This is a genomic window from Streptomyces sp. SDr-06, assembly GCF_003324565.1.
GTDB lineage: Bacteria > Actinomycetota > Actinomycetes > Streptomycetales > Streptomycetaceae > Streptomyces.
This window is the reverse complement of record NZ_QOLA01000007.1, coordinates 129,047-147,332: the sequence shown is the minus strand read 5'-3', so window position 1 is coordinate 147,332 and position 18,286 is coordinate 129,047. Positions and strand designations below refer to the sequence as shown.

Genomic DNA, 18,286 nt, shown 5'->3' with positions numbered 1-18,286 from the left:
GATGCACCCATGAGCAATCCCCCGCCGTCGGACGTCTCCCCCGGCACCGCAGCCCGCGACCCCGAACTGGGCTTTCCGCGCCCGGGTGAGGTGCTCCGCCGCCTGCGTACCCACAAAGAGATGTCCTTGCGTCAGGTCGCTGCCGAGTGCGGTCTCTCGGTGTCGTTCCTCGCCGCGCTGGAGCGCGGCGAGACCGACATCGCGCTGGAGCGGCTCGGCCGCCTGGCCAAGGTCTTCGGGCACGACGTGGGCTCGTTCCTGGGATTCTCGCGGGGACGTTCCATCCCCTCGGTCTTTCCCGCGAAGGACCAGGAGTCCTTCGACCGGGCCCCGGGCGTGCGCTACCGCGTGCTGCGGGTGCCCGAGCTCGGCTATCAGGTCCTCACGGCCGACTTCCAGCCGCACTCGGGTCTGCTGGAGGAGCTCCAGCACGAGGGCTCCGACCTCATCGTGATGACCGAGGGCACGGTGATCGCCCGCTACAACGGCAGCGACCACGAACTGCGGGCGGGGGACTGCGCGCAGTGGTCGGCCGGATATCCGCACAGCTTCCGCAACGACACCGACCAGCCGGCCCGGTTCGTGGCCGTGCTCTTCTCCAGCCTGTACTGACCGCACGGCAAGGCGGGCGCGCACACGCCAAGGGGGTGCCCGGCGTAAAACACCCGGCACCCCAGGAGACGTGACCGCCCGCGTCAGACGCCCGGCGCGCCACCCGTGCGATCGGCGATCAGGTCCTCTATGTCCGCGGCACAGTCACCACACCCGCTGCTCGCCTCCGTCAGATCGCGCACCGCCAGGACGTCGTGCGCGCCCCCGTCGATCGCGCTGACCACCTCGCTCTCGGTGATCCGCGCGCACAGGCACAGCAGGGTGTCCGAGGTGTCAGCCCGGGTTGCCATGGAGCACTCCTTCCGCTTCGTCGGCCGTGACCAGCCGGTGCACCATCCCGCCCGTCTGCGGGCGTTCGCGCAGGGCGGCTCTGCGGATCTTGCCGGAGGCGGTCACGGGCAGCCGGTCGATGAACTCCACGACCTTCACCCACTTCTCGCGCGGCAGCGCGCCCGCCTGGAACCGGTGGATCTCGGCCGCCGTCCGGGCGTTCGGCGCCTGGCCGCGCGCGGGAACGACGAAGGCCTTCGGCTCCCACAGCCCGACCGGGTGCGGGACCGCGATCACCGCCGCCTCCGCCACCAACTCGCTGCCCAGCAGGGACCGTTCGAGCTCCAGCGGTGGCGCCCTGTACATCCGCAACCTCCCCCAGGACGCCCACCTCCCCCCGACGCCGCGGGACGGATTTCCCAGCCGCCGCAAGTCCACCTTCATCTCGGAGCGCACCCTGCTCGGCCTGAGCGGGCTCCTCGGTGAACCGGTCGGCTTCCTCACGGAGAAGAACGGCCAGGTCGTGCACGACATCGTGCCCGTCAAGGAAGGAGCGACGACCCAGACCAACCAGGGCTCGGCCGTCTTCCTCAACTTCCACAACGACATCGTCCATGACCGCACCGGCTACTACGACATCGCCAACCCCGATTTCCTGGTGCTCATCTGCCTGCGCGCCGACCGCGCGCAGGCAGCCACCACGTACTACGCCGACGCACGCGACATCTGCCGCATGGTCGGCCCGGACGCCAACCGTGTGCTGCGCAGCCCCCTGTTCAGGATGAACGCCCCCGGCAGTTACATCCGCGACGTGGCCGGCGACGAGGACGTCCTCTCCGACCCGGCTCCGATGATCAAGGGGCCGGTCGGATTCCCCGAGATCTCCAGCGCCGCCAACGGCGTCCACGCCCTGAGCCCGGTCGCCGAGACGGCCCTGGCCCTGCTGCAGACGGCGTGCCGCGCGGTGGCCCACGAGTTCCGGCTGCGCCCCGGCCACGCGCTGCTGATCAACAACCGCAAGGGGCTGCACGCGCGCTCCCGCTTCATCGGGCACTACGACGGCCAGGACCGCTGGCTCCAGCGCACCTACGTACGCCGCAGCCAGTGGCAGATCCGCTACCGGGCGGTGCCGGGGACCCGGCGGATCCACTGACCCGGTCCCGGGCCCGGACTCCCGGACGGGCCCCCGGCAGGAGAGCCTCACGCCCCCGCCGCATGAGGGCCGGCGCGCGTCCATGCCCCGCGTCCGATGGCCTACAACCGGCCGCGCACCATGCGGATCAGGCGGTCCAGGACCTGCCCGCCGCTGACCCGCAGTCCGTCGTGCTCCCACTCGTTGGTGACCCATGTCCGCAGCCCGCGCACCGCGTCGGCGGTGGCCAGCGAGTCCGCCATGTCGACGTACATGTCGTCGTGGTACACGGCGGCGACCACCGGGACCTCGTTGGCCGCCAGAACGTCCGGGGCGTACAGATCGGGCCAGTCGGTGCGCCGCGCCAGCAGGTCCGCCACCTCCCGCAGGGGGCGCAGGGCCGGGTCGGTCTCGAACATCCACGGGTAGATCATCTCCCCCGTGAACCGCACGGGAGCATCGCCCGCCAGGGCCTTCGCGGCATCGAACTCGGGGAATTCCGGGCGTACTTGGGCGGCGGCCCAGCCGGTCGGGCCCGGGTCCACGGAGCGCTGGCCGTAGATGGACTCGTGCAGCACGGCGTAGAGCGGGCCGTCGGCGAAGGAGAGCTTCGACTGCACCCCGGCCAGGAAGGTGTCCTGCAGTTCGGGCCCGGTGCTGCCGTGCGCCCAGGCGTCCTCGACCAGATAGTGCAGGAGGTCGGAGCCGTTGCCGGCACCCAGCATCAGGCCGAGTGACTAGAACGCCTCCACGGTCAGCCTCCCGCCGCCCGGCAGTTCGGCGGGGGCCGCCAGCAGGTGCTCGGCGATCCGGCGGACCGCCTCGACGTCCTGCGGGTAGCGCGCGTAGTGGGCGGCGTTCTTGCGGGCGACGCGCGGATAGGCCGCCCGGTACACATCCGCCGCGCTGCTGCGCAGCCCCGCCAGGCCGCCGGTGACCATCGCCTCGCGCAGCCCTTCGGGGGCCAGCGACAGATAGGTGAGGGTGCAGAAGCCGCCGAAGCTCTGCCCCAGCAGACTCCACCGGCCCTGCTCGCCCAGCAGGCGGCGCCGGATCAGCTCGGCGTCGCGGACGATCGAGTCGGCGCGGAAGTGCGAGAGGTACGCGGCCTGTTCGGCCGGGCCGCCCCGCAGCGGCAGGGTCTGCCGGGTCGCCGGGGTCGACCGCCCCGTGCCGCGCTGGTCCAGGAGCAGCACCCGGTAGTCGTCCAGGGCCCGGTCCAGCCAGCTGTCCCGTCCCACCGGGCGGGCCGCCCGCCCGCCGGGGCCACCCTGGAGGAAGAGCAGCCACGGAAGGTTGTCCCGCTCCCTGCCGGCCGCGACCACCTCACGGGCGTACACCTCGGTCTGCTCGCCGCGCGGCGCGTCGTGGTCCAGCGGCACCTGGAAGAGGTGGTCGGTCAGGACGACGCCCGGCTGTCGGATCACGACGGACATGAGACTCCTTCGTCTGCGGGAGGGGCGGGGGTGGGTGCCCGTGTGCGCGCGTGGGCGGCCCGCCTCCGGGGATCTCGGCGCGGGCCGCCACGAACACGGTCGCCACCCTGCCACATGGCTCCGCGCGCCCGCCGGGACGCATCCGGGAGGGGTCCTCCCGGCTGGACCGGGGTGGGGGCCTGCGACGCACGCGTCCCTCCGTGGTGTACGAAGTGCTACGTGAACGAAGAGATCCAGCCCGCCACCGTCCGCGTGTTCATAGCACTCGCCCCGCCCGACGAGGCGAAGGACGAGCTGGCCCGCGTGCTGCCCTACGCGGCCTACCCGCGCCTGCGGTGGAACCGCATCGAGGACTGGCACATCACCCTGGCCTTCCTCGGTGAGCTTCCGGTCACGGCGGCCCCGCTGCTGCAGGAACCCCTCGCGGAGCTCGCGGCCGCGCACCGGCCTCTGCGACTGGCGCTGCGCGGCGGCGGGCACTTCGACGAGCGGGTGCTGTGGAGCGGGATCGACGGCGAGCTCGACGGACTGCACCAGCTCACCGCCGAGGTCCGCGGCGTGGTCAAGGCGTGCGGCATCGCCTTCGAGGACCGCCCGCTGCGCCCGCATCTGACGCTGGCCAGGGCCCGCCGCGACGACCTGTCCAGCGTGCTGGACCTGGCCGGGGAACTCTCGGACTTCACCGGCCGGACCTGGCAGGCCGAGCGTCTCCACCTGGTGGCGAGCAACATCGGGCGCGGCCCGGGGCCGATCCACTACCGCGACATCGCGGCATGGAGGTTCGGCGGCGGGCACTGAGCCCCCCACGGACACGTTCCGGCCGGGCGCCGGGGTCGGACGCGTCCCCTCCCAGCCTGGGTGTCGCACACCCAGGCGGCCCGCGGCATCGCCACCTAGCCTGGGGCGCATGAATGACAACGGCCTGGGGGAGTTTCTGCGGGCGCGCCGGGCGGGTGTGCGGCCGCGGGACGTCGGGATGGCGAGCCATGGGGTGCGCAGGGTCAGCGGGCTGCGCCGGGAGGAGGTCGCCGTCCTGGCCGGGGTGAACGCGGACTACTACACCCGCCTGGAACAGGGCCGCGAACGCCACCCCTCACCCCAGGTCCTGGACGCCCTCAGCCGCGCGCTGTGCCTGGACGAGGCGGCCAGGTCCCATCTGTTCCGGCTGGCCGGCGCCGCCCCCGACGCCCCTGTCGTACGCACCGCGGAGTCGGTCGGCGCGTCGCTGCGCCAACTCATGGACGGCTATCCGCACACCCCCGCGTTCGTGATCAACCGCACGCTCGATCTCCTGGCCGCCAACGCCCTGACCGATGCGCTGTACTCCCCCTTCGAGCCCGCGGACAACCTGGCGCGCATGGCCTTCCTCGACCCCGCCGCCCGGCACTTCTTCACGCGCTGGGACCGGACCGCCCAGGCCACCGTGGCCAACCTGCGCGAGGCCGCCGGCTTCGAGCCGGACAGTCCGGCACTGCGCGAGCTCGTCGGAGTCCTCAGCGAGCACAGCGATGTCTTCGCCCGCATGTGGAACTCCCATGCGGTGCGCGGCAAGACCAGCGACGCGAAACAGTTCCTCCACCCCCAGGTGGGGCCGTTGAGCCTGACCTACCACGCGTTCGACGTCCGTGACGCGCCCGGTCAGCAGCTCGTCATCTACCACGCCGAACCGGGCAGCCCGAGCGCCCACGCGCTCAGCCTCCTCGGCTCGTTGCGGGCCACGCGCGACGGACTCTCCGCCCGCCCGGTGGTGGCCGGCGACCGGCGGGGGTGAACGACCGCGCCGTCGCCGCCTCCAGCGCCGCGGCGGACCCATGGGCACCCGCGGCCGCGCCTCACAGCAGTCCGGCCCGTGCCGCCTGGATTCCCGCCTGGAAGCGGGTGCGGGCGCCCAGCACGTCCATCAGCTCGTGCACCCAGCGCTGCACGGTCCGGGGAGAGACCCCGAGGTGGCGGGCGATGCTGTCGTCGGTGAGGCCTGCCGAGAGCAGGGTCAGCAGCTCACGCCGGCGGTCACCGGCGGCGCGGCCGGGGTCGTCGGCGTCGGGGACGCGGGGCGCCCGGTCCCAGTACACCTCGAACATCGCCACCAGCGCGTCGAGGAGCGAGGAGGAACGCACGAAGAGCGCGCCGCGCAGTTCCGCGCCGCTGGAGACGGGGAGCATGGCCCACCGGTCGTCCACCACGGCCAGTTTGCAGGGCAGTTCGGGCAGCACCCGAGCCTCTTCCCCGGCCTCGACGAACTCCCTGAGCTCGGCCAGCCGGCCCGGGTCCCGCACCGCGTTCGCCTCGTAGAGCACCCGCATCCGGACTCCCCTGGCCAGCAGGGGCAGTTCGGCGCCGGGGTCGGCCCGCATGATGTGCGGCGCCTTGTCGAAGAGGAGGACGTCGCGGCGGGCGCCCGCCTGCATCCCGCGCCAGCGGTCCGCGATGGCGGCGCGTCCGGTCACCATCTCCACGAGCCCCTCGGCGGACGGCCGCCGCGCCCGCTGGTAGGTCCGCATCAGCTCGCCGACGCGCCCCCGGGCCCGGCACAGTTCCTCCTCGCGGCGCAGCAGGAGCGCCGCGACGGCCACGTCCGGCGCCACCGCCGACCACGACGGCGGTATGCCGCGCCACCTCAGGAGTCCTCGCGCGGCGAGCGAGTCGAGGAGGTCCGCCGCCTGTTCGTCGCGCAGCGCGAGCTCGGCGGCGATCCGTTCCGTGGTGCGCCCGGGTCTCGCGAGAACGTGGAGGTAGAGGCGCTCCTCCGGTTCCGGCACGCCGAGCGCCGCGAGCGGGCCGTCGGGGGCGGGTCCGGCCGGGGCGGGTGAAGTCCCGTTCATGGAGAGCGCGTTGGGGTCCATCCTGACCGCCTCTTCCTCGGTCGCGCCCGGGCGTGCGGCGCGAGCGCCTACTGTCCGCGGGCCCGCTCTGTCCACCCCCAGCCGAGCATCATGTCATGTTCCCGCCATGACAGGTTCCGGATCCCGTCCTCCCCTGGAGAGTTGGGGCCGCCCGCCCTCACCATGAGCCCGGCCCACCCGCCGCCTTCCCCCACTCCCCCATCCCGAGGAGACCGGCCCATGGGTACCCGCCCACGCCTCCCGCGGCAGTTCCGCGGAACCAACCGGACCAGATCGGCCGCCGCCTGTCTGCTGCTCGCCGCGGCCGTCGTCACGCCGCTCGGCGCCGGTACGTCCACCGCCTCCGCCTTCGGCCCGAACACCTCGCACGGCGCACAGATCAAGGACAGCGTCTGGGGCGGCTACGTCGCCCAGGGATCGTTCGGCCGCATCACCGGCTCCTGGGTGGAACCGCACGCCACCTGCACCTCCGCCAACGACCTGTTCGCCCCCTGGGTCGGCATCGACGGGTACGGCTCGCAGACGGTGGAGCAGACCGGTGTGCAGACCGACTGCTCCAGCGGCAGCCCGCGGCTCTCCGCCTGGTACGAGATGTACCCGGCGGAGCCCGTCTACTGGGACGACCCCGTCTTCGAGGGCGACAGCATGACCGGCAGCGTGGTCTCCGACGGCGGCGGCAGCTACACCCTCACTCTCACGGACAACACCCGCGGCTGGACCGAGCACACCACCCAGTACCTCGGCGCCCAGAACGTCAGCGCCGAGGCCATCATCGAATCGCCGACCCAGAGTTACCCGTCCTTCGACCGCCTCGACTTCTCCGGCATCACCATCGACGGCCAGGTCTTCGACGCCTTCAACCCGCAGCCGCTGACCAGCGGCGGCTACAGCCCGGGCCCGCTCCAGAACGGCGCCTTCTCCATGAGTCCCGGCGGCAGCTCACCGCACCGCTCGCACCCCGCGAGCCGCCCGAGCACCGTTCGCTACTGACGCCACCCCCCGGCAAGCCCGCCCCACGCGGATCACCGCGTGGGGCGTCGGCGTTCAGCGCGCGGCCCGGCGCGCCGCCCGCCCCACCCAGTCCCCTCCCGGCCCCGGCTGCTCCCGTCAGCGAGCCGGCCCTCCCGGTTGAGCCACGAGGTACGGCTGTGACCCGCCGCGCGGCGCTCCCGCACAGCCGGACACCCCGCGGGCAATCTTGTCCGAAACTCGCACCATTACAGAACGTCACACGTGTGAGATTCTCAGATCATCGGGGCATGAGCACTACCAGGGGCTTTGCCATACGGCCTCGCTTCGACCTCATCGAGAGGTCACAGAGAGTGATAAACGCCGGGCATCGGTGCGTCATTCGGGCACCGGGAACACAAGAGACAGGCAGGCGCGACGTGAGCGCTGACGAACTCGCCTTCTGGCTGCGGACTCGCACCGTGGGCGGCACCATCATCATCGAACTGCACGGTGAGCTGGACATGCTCGCCCATCGCGAACTCGGGCCGCGCATCCACGCGTTGGTCTGCCGAGGCGCCGCCGATGTGGTCCTGGATCTGCGGGCAGTGACCTTCCTCGACGCGGGAGGCATCCGCCTGCTCCTGGCCGTACGCGAACACGTGGCCTGGAGGGGCGGGGTCCTGCGCCTGATACGCGGCACGCCCCGCGTGTCCCGGATACTGACGCTCGTCCGCCTCGACGGCTCCTTCACCCTGCTCGACGCGCTTCCCCGCGCCTTGGCCGAAGGCGCCGCCCCCGAGGGAGGCAGACGGGCCGTCACGTAACGCCGCCGGGCTACCTGCTCTGGATGAACCTCACCAATCCGGCCACCAGATCGGCCCGTTCGGGCATGGCGTCGACCACCAGATACTCGTGGTCGGCGTGCGCGCCGCCACCGACCGCTCCGAGGCCGTCGAGGGTCGCCACCCCCAGCGCGGCCGTGAAGTTGCCGTCGCTCCCGCCGCCCACCGCCTTGCCCTCGATGCCGGGCATCAGCCGCCGCGCCACCGCGAAGAGCTCGACCGACGCCGACTCGGGCATGGGGGGTCGGCCGATGGACCCCTCCACCGTGACCCGCGCCTCGTCGAGATGGGGGGCGAGCGCGGCGAAGGCCGCTTCGATCCGCTCCTTCTCCTCGGCGCTCTCGACCCGGACGTCGACGACGACGGTCGCCGCCGCGGGGACGACGTTGTCGAGGGTGCCCGCGGCCGCGACGGACGGGGTGACCGTGGTGCCGATCTCGGGACGGGCCAGTGCCGCGATGTCCAGGACCTGATGAGCCGCCTCGATCAGGGCGTTGACCCCGGCCGCGGGTTCGAGGCCGGCGTGCGAGGCGCGGCCCGCGATGGAGACCTGGAAGGTGCCGCAGCCCTTGCGGCCGGTCTTCAGACCGCCTCCGTCGGCGGCCCCCTCGAAGACGAGCACCGCACCGCAGGCCAGGGCCCGTTCCTCGATGAGGGCGCGGGAGGAACGCGAGCCCACCTCTTCGTCGGCCGTCACCAGGATCTCCACGCCCGAGCGGTCCTCGAGCGCCGCCAGGCCGTGGACGGCCTGCACCAGGCCTCCCAGCATGTCGAAGACCCCGGGGCCGGTCGCGTGTCCGTCCTCGACCTTGAACGGGCGGCGCTCCAGGGTGCCCAGCGGGAACACCGTGTCGTGGTGGCCGAGGATCAGCACCTTGGGGTCGCCCCCGCCGGACCAGTGGACGTGCGGACCGGCCTCGCTCTCCACGAGGACGGCATGGCCGCCGAGGCGGTTCTCGATGACACCCGCGACCGCTTTGGCCGAGGCCGCCAGGGCGTCGAGGTCGCGCGAGGGGGACTCGACCTCGACGAGCGTCCTCAGGTCCTCGATCATCGCGTCAACACTCACCGGGTGCGTCGTCATGCCGTCAGGGTAGTGGGGCCCGGTCGGCCCCCTCCGGGCAGGGCGCGCCTGTCCGCGCCGCGCGCAGCCGGGTGCGGCCCGGTCCGGTCCGCCCTGCTGACAACCGCCGTGTCGTACACCAGGGTTGGCGGTCGGCACGCGCAACGGAGAGGCGGAAGCGATGACAGAGCGGGAAGGGCCGGTGGTCGCCACCGGACGGGGACGGGTGCGGGGCGTCGTCACACCCGCCCCGGCGGGTTTCGGCCCCGGAGGCGCGGTGGCGGCCTTCCGGGGGATTCCCTACGCGGCGTCCCCGGTGGGAGAGCTGCGCTTCGCGGCGCCCCGGGAGCATCCGGTGTGGCACGACGTACGGGATGCCGCCCATTCGGGGCCGGCGGTCCCACAGAACGCCTCGCGCCTCAACGCGGTCATGGGGCACCGGGTTCCGGACTGGGACGAGGAAGGGTGCCTGAACCTCAACGTCTGGACCCCGGCCGACGCTCTCGGCGCCGGGTCGACACCCCGGCCGGTGCTGGTCTGGATCCACGGCGGCGGGTTCTCCAGCGGCTCCGGCGGCTGGGACTGGTACGACGGCGCCCGGCTCGCGGCGCTCGGTGACCTGACGGTGGTGACCATCAACTACCGTGTCGGGCCGCTGGGTTACCTCCACCTTCCCGCCGTGGGTGCGGTCAACCTGGGCGCCCAGGACCAGGGGGCCGCGCTTCGGTGGGTGCGGGAGAACATCTCCGCGTTCGGCGGCGACCCCGGGCTCGTCACCGTCGGCGGCCAGTCGGCGGGCGCCCACTCCGCCCTCGCGCTCGCCACCGACCCGGACACCGCCGCACTCGTACGACGGGTGATCCTCCAGAGCGCTCCCCTGGGCCTCGCGCCGCAGGAGTCGGACGACGCCGCGGCGACGGCCGCCGCCTATGTGCGCCTTCTCGGCCTGGCGGGCGCCGCCGATGTGGGCAAGGCGCTGCGCGCCCTTCCGGTCGAGCAACTCCTGGAGGGTTTCGGTCAGTTGATGGCGGGCCTCACCCGGAGCCCCGGGGATGTGACGCCGGTGATGCGGCCGGTGCTCGGCGGCCCCGGCCAGCCCGGCACCTGGCAGCGGGCGCTGGCCGACGGCATGCTGGACGGCAAGGACGTACTGATCGGAACCGTCGACACCGAGATGACGGCGTTCCTGGCACTGGATCCGCGCATGAGGGCGTTCACCTTCGACGAGGCGCGGGACGCGCTGAGCCGCCTCACCACCGGTGCCCCCGCGCGCGTCGAGCCCCTTGACCGCGATGTCTCCCCCGGCCAGGCCTTCGTCGAGCGGGTCGGTGATCTGTTCTTCGGCGACGGGACGACCAAGCTCGCCGCGCATCGGGCGGCCCACGGCACCCCGGCGTACGTCTATCGCTTCACCCGCCGCCCCGACCCCGACGACCTCGGCCTCGGCTGCCCGCACTGCGCCGAACTCCCCTTCCTCTTCAACACCTTCGACGCCTACCCCGACGCCCCGATGCTGGGCGCCGTCGACGACGAGGACCGGGCACTGGGCCGCGCCTTCGGCGGAGCGCTCGCCGCGTTCACCGCCACCGGCTCCCCCAACGGCGAGGGCCTGGCCGCCTGGCACCCCTACGGCGGCGGCCCGGACCCGTGCGTCATGCGCTTCGGCCCGCGTCCGCGCTGAGTTCCGGCGCCGTCCGGTGGGACGGCGCCGGAATGGCATGCCAATAACGCCGCACGCTGGGTACCCGTCTTGGCAGACCCCCTGAAGCGACGATCCACGGCATGCAGAGGTGAGCGAAGTGACCGCATCCCAGGACCGGGCCACGCGCGAGGGCGGAGCGCCCTTGGTCGGCGTCCGGCCCCGCACCGACGTCGACCTGGCGCTGAAGTACCTGACCGCCCGGTCCGACGCGCCCGCGCAGTACGCCCTCGGCGTGGCCGCCGCCTACCGCTGGGCCATGGGCCGCGCCGCCCAGGCTCCGGTCACGGGCACGGCACCCCGGCACCAGCCGGATCTGCGGCTGCTGACCGCCGAGGTGGACGCGGCCGTCGTCCAGCTCGACGACGTCACCACCCCGGCGAGCGTGCGTGGCTTCACGCGCGGTGTGCACGACGCCCTGTCCTGGGTGTGCGGCTACAGCGACCAGCGGATCTGACGTCCCGGCCGCCGGGGCGGCTCAGGACGCGTCGGTCCGGGAGAAGACGTGCTCGTCCAGGATCAGGCCGATGGCCACGGCCACCGGAATGGCGACCAGGGCTCCGACGATGCCGAGCAGGGCTCCGCCCAGGAGCACGCCCACGACGGTGACCAGGGGATGGACGTCGACGGCGAACCGCATCACCCGCGGCACGATCAGATAGTCCTCGGCCACGCGGAAGGCGACGTAGAACCCCGCTGTCGCCAGGGCCACGGGCAGCGACATCGACAGCGCCACGAGGCTGACGACGAGACCGCCGATCGTGGTGCCGACGATCGGGATCAGGTCCATGAGCGCGATGAAGACGCCGAGCGCCGCGGGGTAGGGGACATCGGTGACCACACACCAGATGAACGTGGCGAGACCCGCGATCACCGAGGTGAGCACGTTGCCGAGCATGTAGCGCCCCACCCGGTTCAGGATCTCCTCCGTGACGTCCCGGGCGCGCGGGCGTTTGCTCGCGGCGACGAAGCGTAGGAAGAACCGCTTCAGGGAGGGCAGGAACGCCATCACGTACACCGTCACCACGATGACGACGACCGCCGAGGTCACCGCCCCGACCACCACCCGGCCCGCGCCCAGCAGACCCCCCGCGAGGCCCGCCGCGCCACCCGAGGAGAACTGCTCCTTGGCCTTGGCGAGGACGTGGTAGCGGTCCTCGAACTTGCCGAGGGTCGAGTTGTGGTCGTGGAGTTGCTTCAGCCAGCCGGGCACCGCCTTGACCAGCGCGTTGACCTCGTCCGTGACCGGGGGCACGACCAGCGCCAAAAAGCCCGCGAAGAACGCGAGCAGGACGATCAGGACCACCAGCACCGCCCAGCCGCGCCGCATCCGGTGCCGGGTGAGCCAGGCGACCACGGGCTCCAGGGCGAGCGCGACGAAGACGGACAGGAGCAGCAGCGTGAGCAGGCTGCCGACCTCGAGGACCGTCTGCACGGTCAGCCACGCCAGCGTCGCGCCCAGGCCGAGGGAGAAACCGATGGCGACCCAGGACCGGCCGCCCACCACGATCCTCGTTCTGCGCCCGCGTCTTCCGGCGGACGCCGGTCCCACGGAGGGCTTCCGGGCGGGGTCGCGGCCGAGGCCCTCAGGACCGGCGGTCGCCATCGCGGCCCTCCCGTCCGTCCGGCGCGGGTGAGGGACAGGCGAGCGACGGGTGCATCTGCCAGTACCTCTCTTCGAGGCCGGACGGGATCTCCGGGCGCCGGTCCGCTCGGCGCGGCAGAACGGCGGCAGCCGGAGCGGGCCTCTTCCAGCTCCGACCCTAGCCAGGTATCCCGCCGCAGGCCTTGTATGCGGCTCCTGACGCCCGCCATCCGGCTGATGCGGCGAGCGTCGCGCGCCCGGCGGCGGATGTGTCCCGCTGCCGGGCCGGGTGATTGACCGCGGGCCCGCCGGGTACTGGGTGGCCCGGCAGGCGCGGTTTCCAGGGACGCGCTCGAAGGCATCGGCACAGCGCGCCGCCGGGGGCGCGCGGGGCGCCGGTGCTTTCATGAGGAAGCCCATGAAATCGGGCCGAACAGCTGATTCCGGGTCGGGTGCGAGGTGATGTACAGATGGGTCGAGCGGCGGCCGTCGGCGCCGAAGTCCTCGCCTGGTGGGTGCTCCTGGCGGGCGGATGGCTCGTGCTCATCAGCACGGTCGACCCCCTGGAGTGCCTCGTCGGAGGGTCGGCCGCGCTGCTGGCGGCGATCGCCGCGTGGGCGGCGCGCCGAGCGATGAGCGGCCGGTGAACGGCTGGCTCGTCTCCGCGACCGCCCTGCTCGCCCTCGGGTTCGGCCCGGTGGTGTGGGGCGTGGCGACCGGCCCACTGGAGCGCCGCGTCCTCGCGCAGAACTTCGGCACCTCGGTGGTGTCCCTGGTCATGCTGCTGCTCAGCCAGGCCTATGCCCGGCCCGCCTACGGGGACCTCGCGCTGGTGATCGCCGTCCTCGGCCCGGCGGGCACGCTGGTGTACGCCCGGCTGCTCGCCGAGGACCTCGATGACCATCCCCCGCACGCCAACCTGCTGACGGCGGTGGTGGCCGTGGCGGCGACCGTGATCGTGGTGGCGATGTGCGTGGCCACGGGCCCCGGGCGGGCCATGGTGAAGCTCGTACTGATCGGAGTGCTGCTGGTGGCGGGCAACGTGATCGCTTCCCGGTCGCTGGCGGGCGGCTTTCCCGGGGCGGGGGCGGCGGACCGTGACTGACGCGCTCACCCTGGTCTCGCTGCTGCTCGTCGCCGCCGCGGCGACCGCCGCCGTCGCGGTGCGCGACCCGGCCCGCCAGGCCCTGGTGCTCGCGGTGCTCGGGTTCGCGCTCGCGGTGCTCTTCACGGTCTTCCAGGCACCCGACGTGGGCCTGTCGCAGCTCGCCGTCGGCTCGGCACTGACCCCACTGCTCATCCTGCTGTCCGTCCGCAAGGTACGCCGCCGCGGACAGCGCAAGGGCGGTCGACGATGAGCCGGCGGATGCGCCTGTGGGTCCTCGCCACCGGCGGGCTCGCCGTCGCCGCACTGCTCGTCGCCGGCTACCTGCGCCTGCCCCACTTCGGTGGCGCGCGCCACCCCTACGGCGACCGAGCCGTCGCAGCATCTCTCGCCCGGCACACCGCCAACGTCATCTCCTCCGTCAACTTCGACCTGCGGGCCTTCGACACGCTGGGCGAGGAGAGCATCCTGTTCGGGGCAGTGCTCGGGACCGTGATCCTGCTGCGCCAGACCCGCGACGAACGCGAGGTGCCGCCCGCCCCGGCCGAGGTCGCCCCGGCCGTACGCCGCTACGCGCAGATCATGCTGCCCGTCGCCCTGCTGTGCGGCCTGTACGTCATCGCGCACGGACAGCTCAGCCCCGGCGGCGGCTTCCAGGGCGGGGTGGTCGTGGCGACCTCGCTGCATCTGCTGTACATCGGCGCGGACTACCACGCCCTGGAACGGATCCGGCCGGTCGGCCTGTACGAGGTGGGGGACGCGGCCGGCGAGGCGGCCTATCTCGTGCTCGGCGTGGCGGGGCTGCTGACGGGATCGGCGTTCCTCGCCAACACCCTTCCTTACGGCACGTTCAACACGCTCGCGTCCGGCGGCACCGTGCCGCTGCTCAACGCGGCGGTCGGCATGGAGGTGGCCTGCGCCGTGGTCGTCCTGCTCGCCCGCTTCCTCGACCAGGCCGTCGAGATCGAGGACGCGAACGGACCGACGGAAGGGAGCACACGATGAGCGGGGGTGTGGTCCGGCCGTGATGAACTCGGTGCCGTATCTCGTCGCCGGATGGATCTTCCTGGTCGGCTGCTACGGCCTGGCCACGAGCCGTCATCTGGTGCACGCCGTGGGCTGCCTGACGGTGTGTCAGTCATCCACGTATGTCCTGCTGCTCGCGGTCGGGTACCGCGACGGCGCGACGGCCCCCGTCTTCTCCGACGTGCCGCCCGGTGCACGCCCGCTGGTGGACCCGGTCGTCCAGGCCCTCGCGCTCACCGACGTCGTGGTCGGCGCCACGGTCACCGCCCTCCTGCTCGCCCTGGTCATACAGGTCGCCAAACGGCACGGAACGGTCGACCCCGACGAACTCTTCGAGCTGCGCGGATGAACCACCTGCTGCCCCTGGTCGTGGCCGTTCCGATGCTCGGCGCCGCCGCCCTGGTCGCGGTCGGCCGCAAGCTGCCCCGCGTCGTGGCCGAGTCGGTCGGATGCGCCGTCGCGGCGGCCACGGCCGGGCTCGCGATCGTCCTGCTGCTCCACTCCTCCCCCGACGCCGTCGAATGGGTCGGCGGCTGGCGCCCCCGCGACGGTGAGGGCGTGGGCATCGTCCTGATCGGCGACGCGACCGGCACCGGCCTCGCCGCCCTGGTCTCGGTCCTGGTCGTCGCCGTTCTCGCCTACTCCTGGCACTACTTCGACGAGCCGCCGCGCCGCCACGCGGGTTCCTTCCCCGCCCTGGTGCTGCTCTTCCAGGCAGGCATGTGCGGATTCGCCCTGACCGGCGACCTGTTCAACGCCTTCGTCTTCTTCGAGCTGATGAGTGTCGTGGCGTACGCCCTGACCGGCTACCGCGTCGAGGAGGCGAAGGCCGTCCAGGGCGCGCTCACCTTCGGGGTGATCAACTCCCTGGGCGCGTACGCCTCCCTGACCGGGATCGTGCTGCTCTACGCACGCACCGGCGAGCTCGGCATGCGGCAGATCGGCAGCCACCTCGACGCCCAGGGAGGACCCGACGCGCTGGTCCTGGCCGCCTTCGCCCTCGTACTGACCGGCCTCCTGGTCAAGGCCGCCGCCCTGCCGTTCCACTTCTGGCTGCCCGACGCCCACGCGGTGGCGCCCACCCCGGTGTGCATGCTGCTGTCCGGGGTCATGGTCGAGCTCGGCCTGTACGGCACCTGGCGGGTCTACTCGACGGTGTTCGCCGGGCCGGGCGGGGTGCCGGCCCCGGACGCCGAACGCGCCCTAGTGGTGCTCGGCGTGCTGACCTCCCTGGTCGGCGCGCTGATGTGCTGGCAGCAGCGCCACATCAAACGCCTCCTGGCGTACTCGACCGTCGCGCACACCGGGCTCTTCCTGGTCGGCGTCGGCCTGCTGAAGCCGGAGGCGACGGGCGGTGTGGCCCTCTACGTCCTGGGCCACGCGGGCGTCAAGGCGGCCCTGTTCGCCTGCGCGGGAATCCTGCTCGACCGGTACGGCAGCGTGGACGAGCACGAACTGCACGGCCGGGCGCGGGAGTTGCCGGGGGTGGCCGCCCTGTTCACGGTGGGCGGCCTGGCCCTGGCCGGGTTTCCGCCGTTCGGCACGGGGCTCGGGAAGTCCCTCACCGAGGAGGCGGCGGGTGGCGGCTTCACCGTCCTGTTCGTGGCCGTCTCCGCGGTCACCGCGGGCGCCGTGCTGCGCATCGCGGCGCGGGTGTTCCTCGGGCTCGGGCCGCGCCCGCTGGGCAACCCGGGGTACGGAACCAGCGGAGGGGACGAGGAACCCGAGACCGAGGGAAAGATCGGCCGGGTGCCGGCCACCATGATCGCGGTCCCGGCCGTGCTCCTCGCCGGAGCACTGGCGGCGGGCGTGATCCCGGGCCTGGCCGCGGCGGTCGGCCGCACCTTCGACTCGACCGCTCCCCACGCGCCGCACTGGACGCTCACCGGCGTCCTGTGGGGCCTCGCGTCGGCCGCGCTGGCCGCGGGGCTCGCGGGGATGGCGGTCCGCGGCCCGGCAACCCGGGAACCCCAGGCCTGGACGGCGCCGCTGCGCCGGCTGCACTCGGGCCACATCGGCGACTACGTCGCCTGGCTCCTGGTGGGCACGGCCCTGCTCGGCGGGCTCGCCCTGCCGGGCATCCTGACCGGGTGACGGGTCGTCAACTCACCTGCCGGGCAGGCAGGTTCACGGCGTACCGGAGCGCCACTCGGCGGCCCCTCATCGCCTGCGAGGGGCCGCCGCGGCGCTGTGCGGGCTCATTCACATGGGGTCGATGCCACCGCTGTCGCCCTGCATCTTGCTCTGCTCCTGGAGACGGCGGGCCTTGTCCTTCAGCCGCTGACGCTCCGCCGGGTCGGCGGCGCGCTCCGCGGCCTGCTCCAGCTCCTCCGCCTTCTGGCGCATCTGCTGGGCACGGGCACCGAACTCGTCCGCAACGCTCATGATCACTCCTGAACTCGGGGGGATGCAGATGCCTCCAGCCAAACAGCGACCCGCGACCCCCGCATCCCGAACGGTCACGCACGGTCACCAAAAGGGGCCGATGGGGCCGGATGCCACGCGCGCCGGGTACGCCGTGTCAGGTCGGCCTCATCGGGGGTAGGCGTTTTCCATGACCACTTTCGCTGCTTCGCAGACACTCGCCGCCAGCTCGACGTCCTGGCTGTTCACCATCGTGGGCATCATCATCGTCGCCGTGCTGATCGGGGCCTTCTGGTTCGGCAGCCGTCGGGCCGCCCGCAAGCCCATGCCTCCGCAGGAGCCTCAGCCGCGCTCGGACTCCTGGCAGCCGCCCGAGGCCTCGCAGACGCCGGACGCCTCGGACCCCGACACCCGCCGGTAGCCGCTAGGACGCTGCCGGCTCACCCGCCCGACTTCTGCGAGTGGGCCGCCCGCTCGGACAGATCAGCGAGCTGGAGCGGGTGGGCCGGTGCGTCCGGCAGGACGATCCTCCGTTCCGCGTCGCCCTCGGGCGTGACGTGGAACAGCTCCCCCGGCTCCATCAGACGCCAGGCGGGGTGCTCGTCCATCCGCTCGCTCGCCACCACGACCGCGGGGGCGTCGGCGAGATCTCCGGAGTGGACGCGCATGCGCCCGGCGCTGCCGCTGTGGTCCAGGTGCCGCGCCCCGTGCGGGCCGCCCGCCTCACGCTCCAGTACGTACAGCTCGTGCGTCGCCGGATAGCGCAGGGCCCACAGTTCGTCCGGGGTGGTCAGGATCAGGTTGAGCGAGTAGACGGGCAGCTGCCCGGCGATCCAGCGGGTGGCCCGCTCGATGCCGGCGCCGATGTCGCCCCGCGCGCGGCGGACCTCCCGGGTGATCAGCGCGAAGACCCGCTCGGAATCCGTGTCCCCCGCCACCAGGGACAGGTCCTCCCCCAACTCGGCCTCCAGGGCCGCCAGATCCTCGACGACGCCGTTGTGCGCGAACAGCCGCCCGTCCTGCTGGAAGGGGTGGGTGTTGGGGGCGGTGAGACTGCCGGTCGAGGCCAGGCGGATGTGGGCGAGGAAGGTGGCCGAGCAGACCTGCCGGGCCTCCCGCGCGAACGCGCGGTCCTCGTACGCCGCGTCCGGCGCCTTGCGCACCTGGGGCGTGCCGTCGCTGTCGAAGTATCCAAGGCCCGTCCCGTCCGGGTCCCGGTGGCTCTGCGCCATGAGGCTGTCCGGCGCGTCGAGCAGCCAGAAGGTGGCCCGGCTGCGGCGCGGGGCACTGCTCAGTCCGAACAGACGGCACATGGACGCCACCTCCAGCTCGCTACGGTCCTGGCCCCCGCCCGGGCA

Annotated in this window: 22 protein-coding genes and 1 pseudogene; 15 read left to right on the top strand and 8 right to left on the bottom strand. The window is 72.8% G+C overall.

Annotated elements, in window-relative coordinates:
- The first annotated feature begins 9 nt into the window (after positions 1–9).
- Entirely contained in the window at positions 10–612 is a 603-nt protein-coding gene (locus DT019_RS17355; protein ID WP_114037729.1) for a cupin domain-containing protein, read from the top strand.
- A gap of 83 nt (positions 613–695) precedes the next feature.
- Here the strand turns inward: DT019_RS17355 and DT019_RS17350 are convergent, their stop codons facing one another.
- Both DT019_RS17350 and DT019_RS41075 read right to left on the bottom strand, forming a co-directional pair.
- Complete coding sequence (locus DT019_RS17350) at positions 696–902, bottom strand: (2Fe-2S)-binding protein (protein WP_114037728.1); 207 nt, start codon at positions 900–902, stop codon at positions 696–698.
- Positions 886–1,179, bottom strand: coding sequence for an AMP-binding enzyme (locus tag DT019_RS41075; RefSeq protein ID WP_411292715.1), 294 nt, complete (start codon positions 1,177–1,179; stop codon positions 886–888). Before DT019_RS41075 ends, DT019_RS17350 begins: the two co-directional genes overlap by 17 nt.
- Here DT019_RS41075 and DT019_RS17340 point away from each other — a divergent pair.
- A complete protein-coding gene (locus DT019_RS17340; RefSeq protein WP_223279650.1) occupies positions 1,082–2,035 on the top strand; it encodes a TauD/TfdA family dioxygenase in 954 nt (317 codons plus the stop codon). The genes DT019_RS41075 and DT019_RS17340 overlap by 98 nt on opposite strands.
- Positions 2,036–2,136: 101 nt before the next feature.
- Here DT019_RS17340 and DT019_RS17335 read toward each other — a convergent pair.
- A pseudogene (locus DT019_RS17335) lies at positions 2,137–3,450 on the bottom strand (alpha/beta fold hydrolase).
- 219 nt (positions 3,451–3,669) lie between these two features.
- Between DT019_RS17335 and thpR the strand changes: the two are divergent.
- Complete coding sequence (gene thpR, locus DT019_RS17330; protein ID WP_114037727.1) at positions 3,670–4,248, top strand: RNA 2',3'-cyclic phosphodiesterase; 579 nt, start codon at positions 3,670–3,672, stop codon at positions 4,246–4,248.
- Positions 4,249–4,357: 109 nt separating this feature from the next.
- On the top strand, positions 4,358–5,221 hold the full coding sequence (locus DT019_RS17325) for a helix-turn-helix transcriptional regulator (RefSeq protein ID WP_114037726.1): 864 nt from the start codon (positions 4,358–4,360) through the stop codon (positions 5,219–5,221).
- Between the two features lie 61 nt (positions 5,222–5,282).
- Here DT019_RS17325 and DT019_RS17320 read toward each other — a convergent pair whose 3' ends face one another.
- On the bottom strand, positions 5,283–6,293 hold the full coding sequence (locus DT019_RS17320; protein WP_223279623.1) for a helix-turn-helix domain-containing protein: 1,011 nt from the start codon (positions 6,291–6,293) through the stop codon (positions 5,283–5,285).
- Positions 6,294–6,512: 219 nt separating this feature from the next.
- On the opposite strand from DT019_RS17320, the gene DT019_RS17315 reads away from it, so the two are divergent.
- Both DT019_RS17315 and DT019_RS17310 read left to right on the top strand, forming a co-directional pair.
- Positions 6,513–7,283, top strand: coding sequence for a G1 family glutamic endopeptidase (locus tag DT019_RS17315; protein WP_114037725.1), 771 nt, complete (start codon positions 6,513–6,515; stop codon positions 7,281–7,283).
- 398 nt (positions 7,284–7,681) lie between these two features.
- Complete coding sequence (locus DT019_RS17310; protein WP_189389675.1) at positions 7,682–8,068, top strand: STAS domain-containing protein; 387 nt, start codon at positions 7,682–7,684, stop codon at positions 8,066–8,068.
- Positions 8,069–8,078: 10 nt separating this feature from the next.
- On the opposite strand, the gene DT019_RS17305 is transcribed toward DT019_RS17310, so the two are convergent.
- The gene (locus DT019_RS17305; protein ID WP_114037723.1) at positions 8,079–9,170 is read right to left on the bottom strand and encodes a M20/M25/M40 family metallo-hydrolase; all 1,092 of its coding nucleotides are present in this window, start codon (positions 9,168–9,170) and stop codon (positions 8,079–8,081) included.
- 160 nt (positions 9,171–9,330) lie between these two features.
- Between DT019_RS17305 and DT019_RS17300 the strand changes: the two genes are divergently transcribed.
- Together DT019_RS17300 and DT019_RS17295 are read left to right on the top strand one after the other, a co-directional pair.
- Positions 9,331–10,830: a carboxylesterase/lipase family protein gene (locus DT019_RS17300; RefSeq protein WP_114037722.1), complete on the top strand. Its 1,500-nt coding sequence runs from the start codon at positions 9,331–9,333 to the stop codon at positions 10,828–10,830.
- A 118-nt stretch (positions 10,831–10,948) separates the two neighbouring features.
- A complete protein-coding gene (locus DT019_RS17295) occupies positions 10,949–11,305 on the top strand; it encodes a hypothetical protein (RefSeq protein WP_223279622.1) in 357 nt (118 codons plus the stop codon).
- Between the two features lie 21 nt (positions 11,306–11,326).
- On the opposite strand, the gene DT019_RS17290 is transcribed toward DT019_RS17295, so the two are convergent.
- Complete coding sequence (locus DT019_RS17290; protein WP_114037721.1) at positions 11,327–12,454, bottom strand: AI-2E family transporter; 1,128 nt, start codon at positions 12,452–12,454, stop codon at positions 11,327–11,329.
- Between the two features lie 449 nt (positions 12,455–12,903).
- Here DT019_RS17290 and DT019_RS39600 point away from each other — a divergent pair, with 449 nt between their 5' ends.
- From DT019_RS39600 to DT019_RS17265, 6 genes are read left to right on the top strand one after another with little or no spacing between them, the layout of a single operon-like run.
- A complete protein-coding gene (locus DT019_RS39600) occupies positions 12,904–13,080 on the top strand; it encodes a hypothetical protein (RefSeq protein ID WP_189389673.1) in 177 nt (58 codons plus the stop codon).
- The gene (locus DT019_RS17285) at positions 13,077–13,538 is read left to right on the top strand and encodes a monovalent cation/H+ antiporter complex subunit F (protein WP_114037720.1); all 462 of its coding nucleotides are present in this window, start codon (positions 13,077–13,079) and stop codon (positions 13,536–13,538) included. Before DT019_RS39600 ends, DT019_RS17285 begins: the two co-directional genes overlap by 4 nt.
- Entirely contained in the window at positions 13,531–13,791 is a 261-nt protein-coding gene (locus DT019_RS17280) for a Na(+)/H(+) antiporter subunit B (RefSeq protein WP_114037719.1), read from the top strand. Before DT019_RS17285 ends, DT019_RS17280 begins: the two co-directional genes overlap by 8 nt.
- A complete protein-coding gene (locus DT019_RS17275; protein WP_114037718.1) occupies positions 13,788–14,543 on the top strand; it encodes an MnhB domain-containing protein in 756 nt (251 codons plus the stop codon). Before DT019_RS17280 ends, DT019_RS17275 begins: the two co-directional genes overlap by 4 nt.
- A gap of 22 nt (positions 14,544–14,565) precedes the next feature.
- Positions 14,566–14,913, top strand: a complete 348-nt coding sequence (locus DT019_RS17270) for a sodium:proton antiporter (protein WP_114037717.1) — start codon at positions 14,566–14,568, stop codon at positions 14,911–14,913.
- Positions 14,910–16,658, top strand: a complete 1,749-nt coding sequence (locus tag DT019_RS17265; protein ID WP_114037716.1) for a complex I subunit 5 family protein — start codon at positions 14,910–14,912, stop codon at positions 16,656–16,658. The genes DT019_RS17270 and DT019_RS17265 overlap by 4 nt, the downstream gene beginning before the upstream one ends.
- A gap of 108 nt (positions 16,659–16,766) precedes the next feature.
- On the opposite strand, the gene DT019_RS17260 is transcribed toward DT019_RS17265, so the two are convergent.
- Positions 16,767–16,949, bottom strand: a complete 183-nt coding sequence (locus DT019_RS17260; RefSeq protein ID WP_114037715.1) for a DUF6381 family protein — start codon at positions 16,947–16,949, stop codon at positions 16,767–16,769.
- A 169-nt stretch (positions 16,950–17,118) separates the two neighbouring features.
- On the opposite strand from DT019_RS17260, the gene DT019_RS17255 reads away from it, so the two are divergent.
- Positions 17,119–17,349, top strand: a complete 231-nt coding sequence (locus tag DT019_RS17255; protein ID WP_114037714.1) for a DUF6479 family protein — start codon at positions 17,119–17,121, stop codon at positions 17,347–17,349.
- A gap of 19 nt (positions 17,350–17,368) precedes the next feature.
- On the opposite strand, the gene DT019_RS17250 is transcribed toward DT019_RS17255, so the two are convergent.
- The gene (locus DT019_RS17250) at positions 17,369–18,241 is read right to left on the bottom strand and encodes a class II glutamine amidotransferase (RefSeq protein ID WP_114037713.1); all 873 of its coding nucleotides are present in this window, start codon (positions 18,239–18,241) and stop codon (positions 17,369–17,371) included.
- Positions 18,242–18,286: the final 45 nt, after the last annotated feature.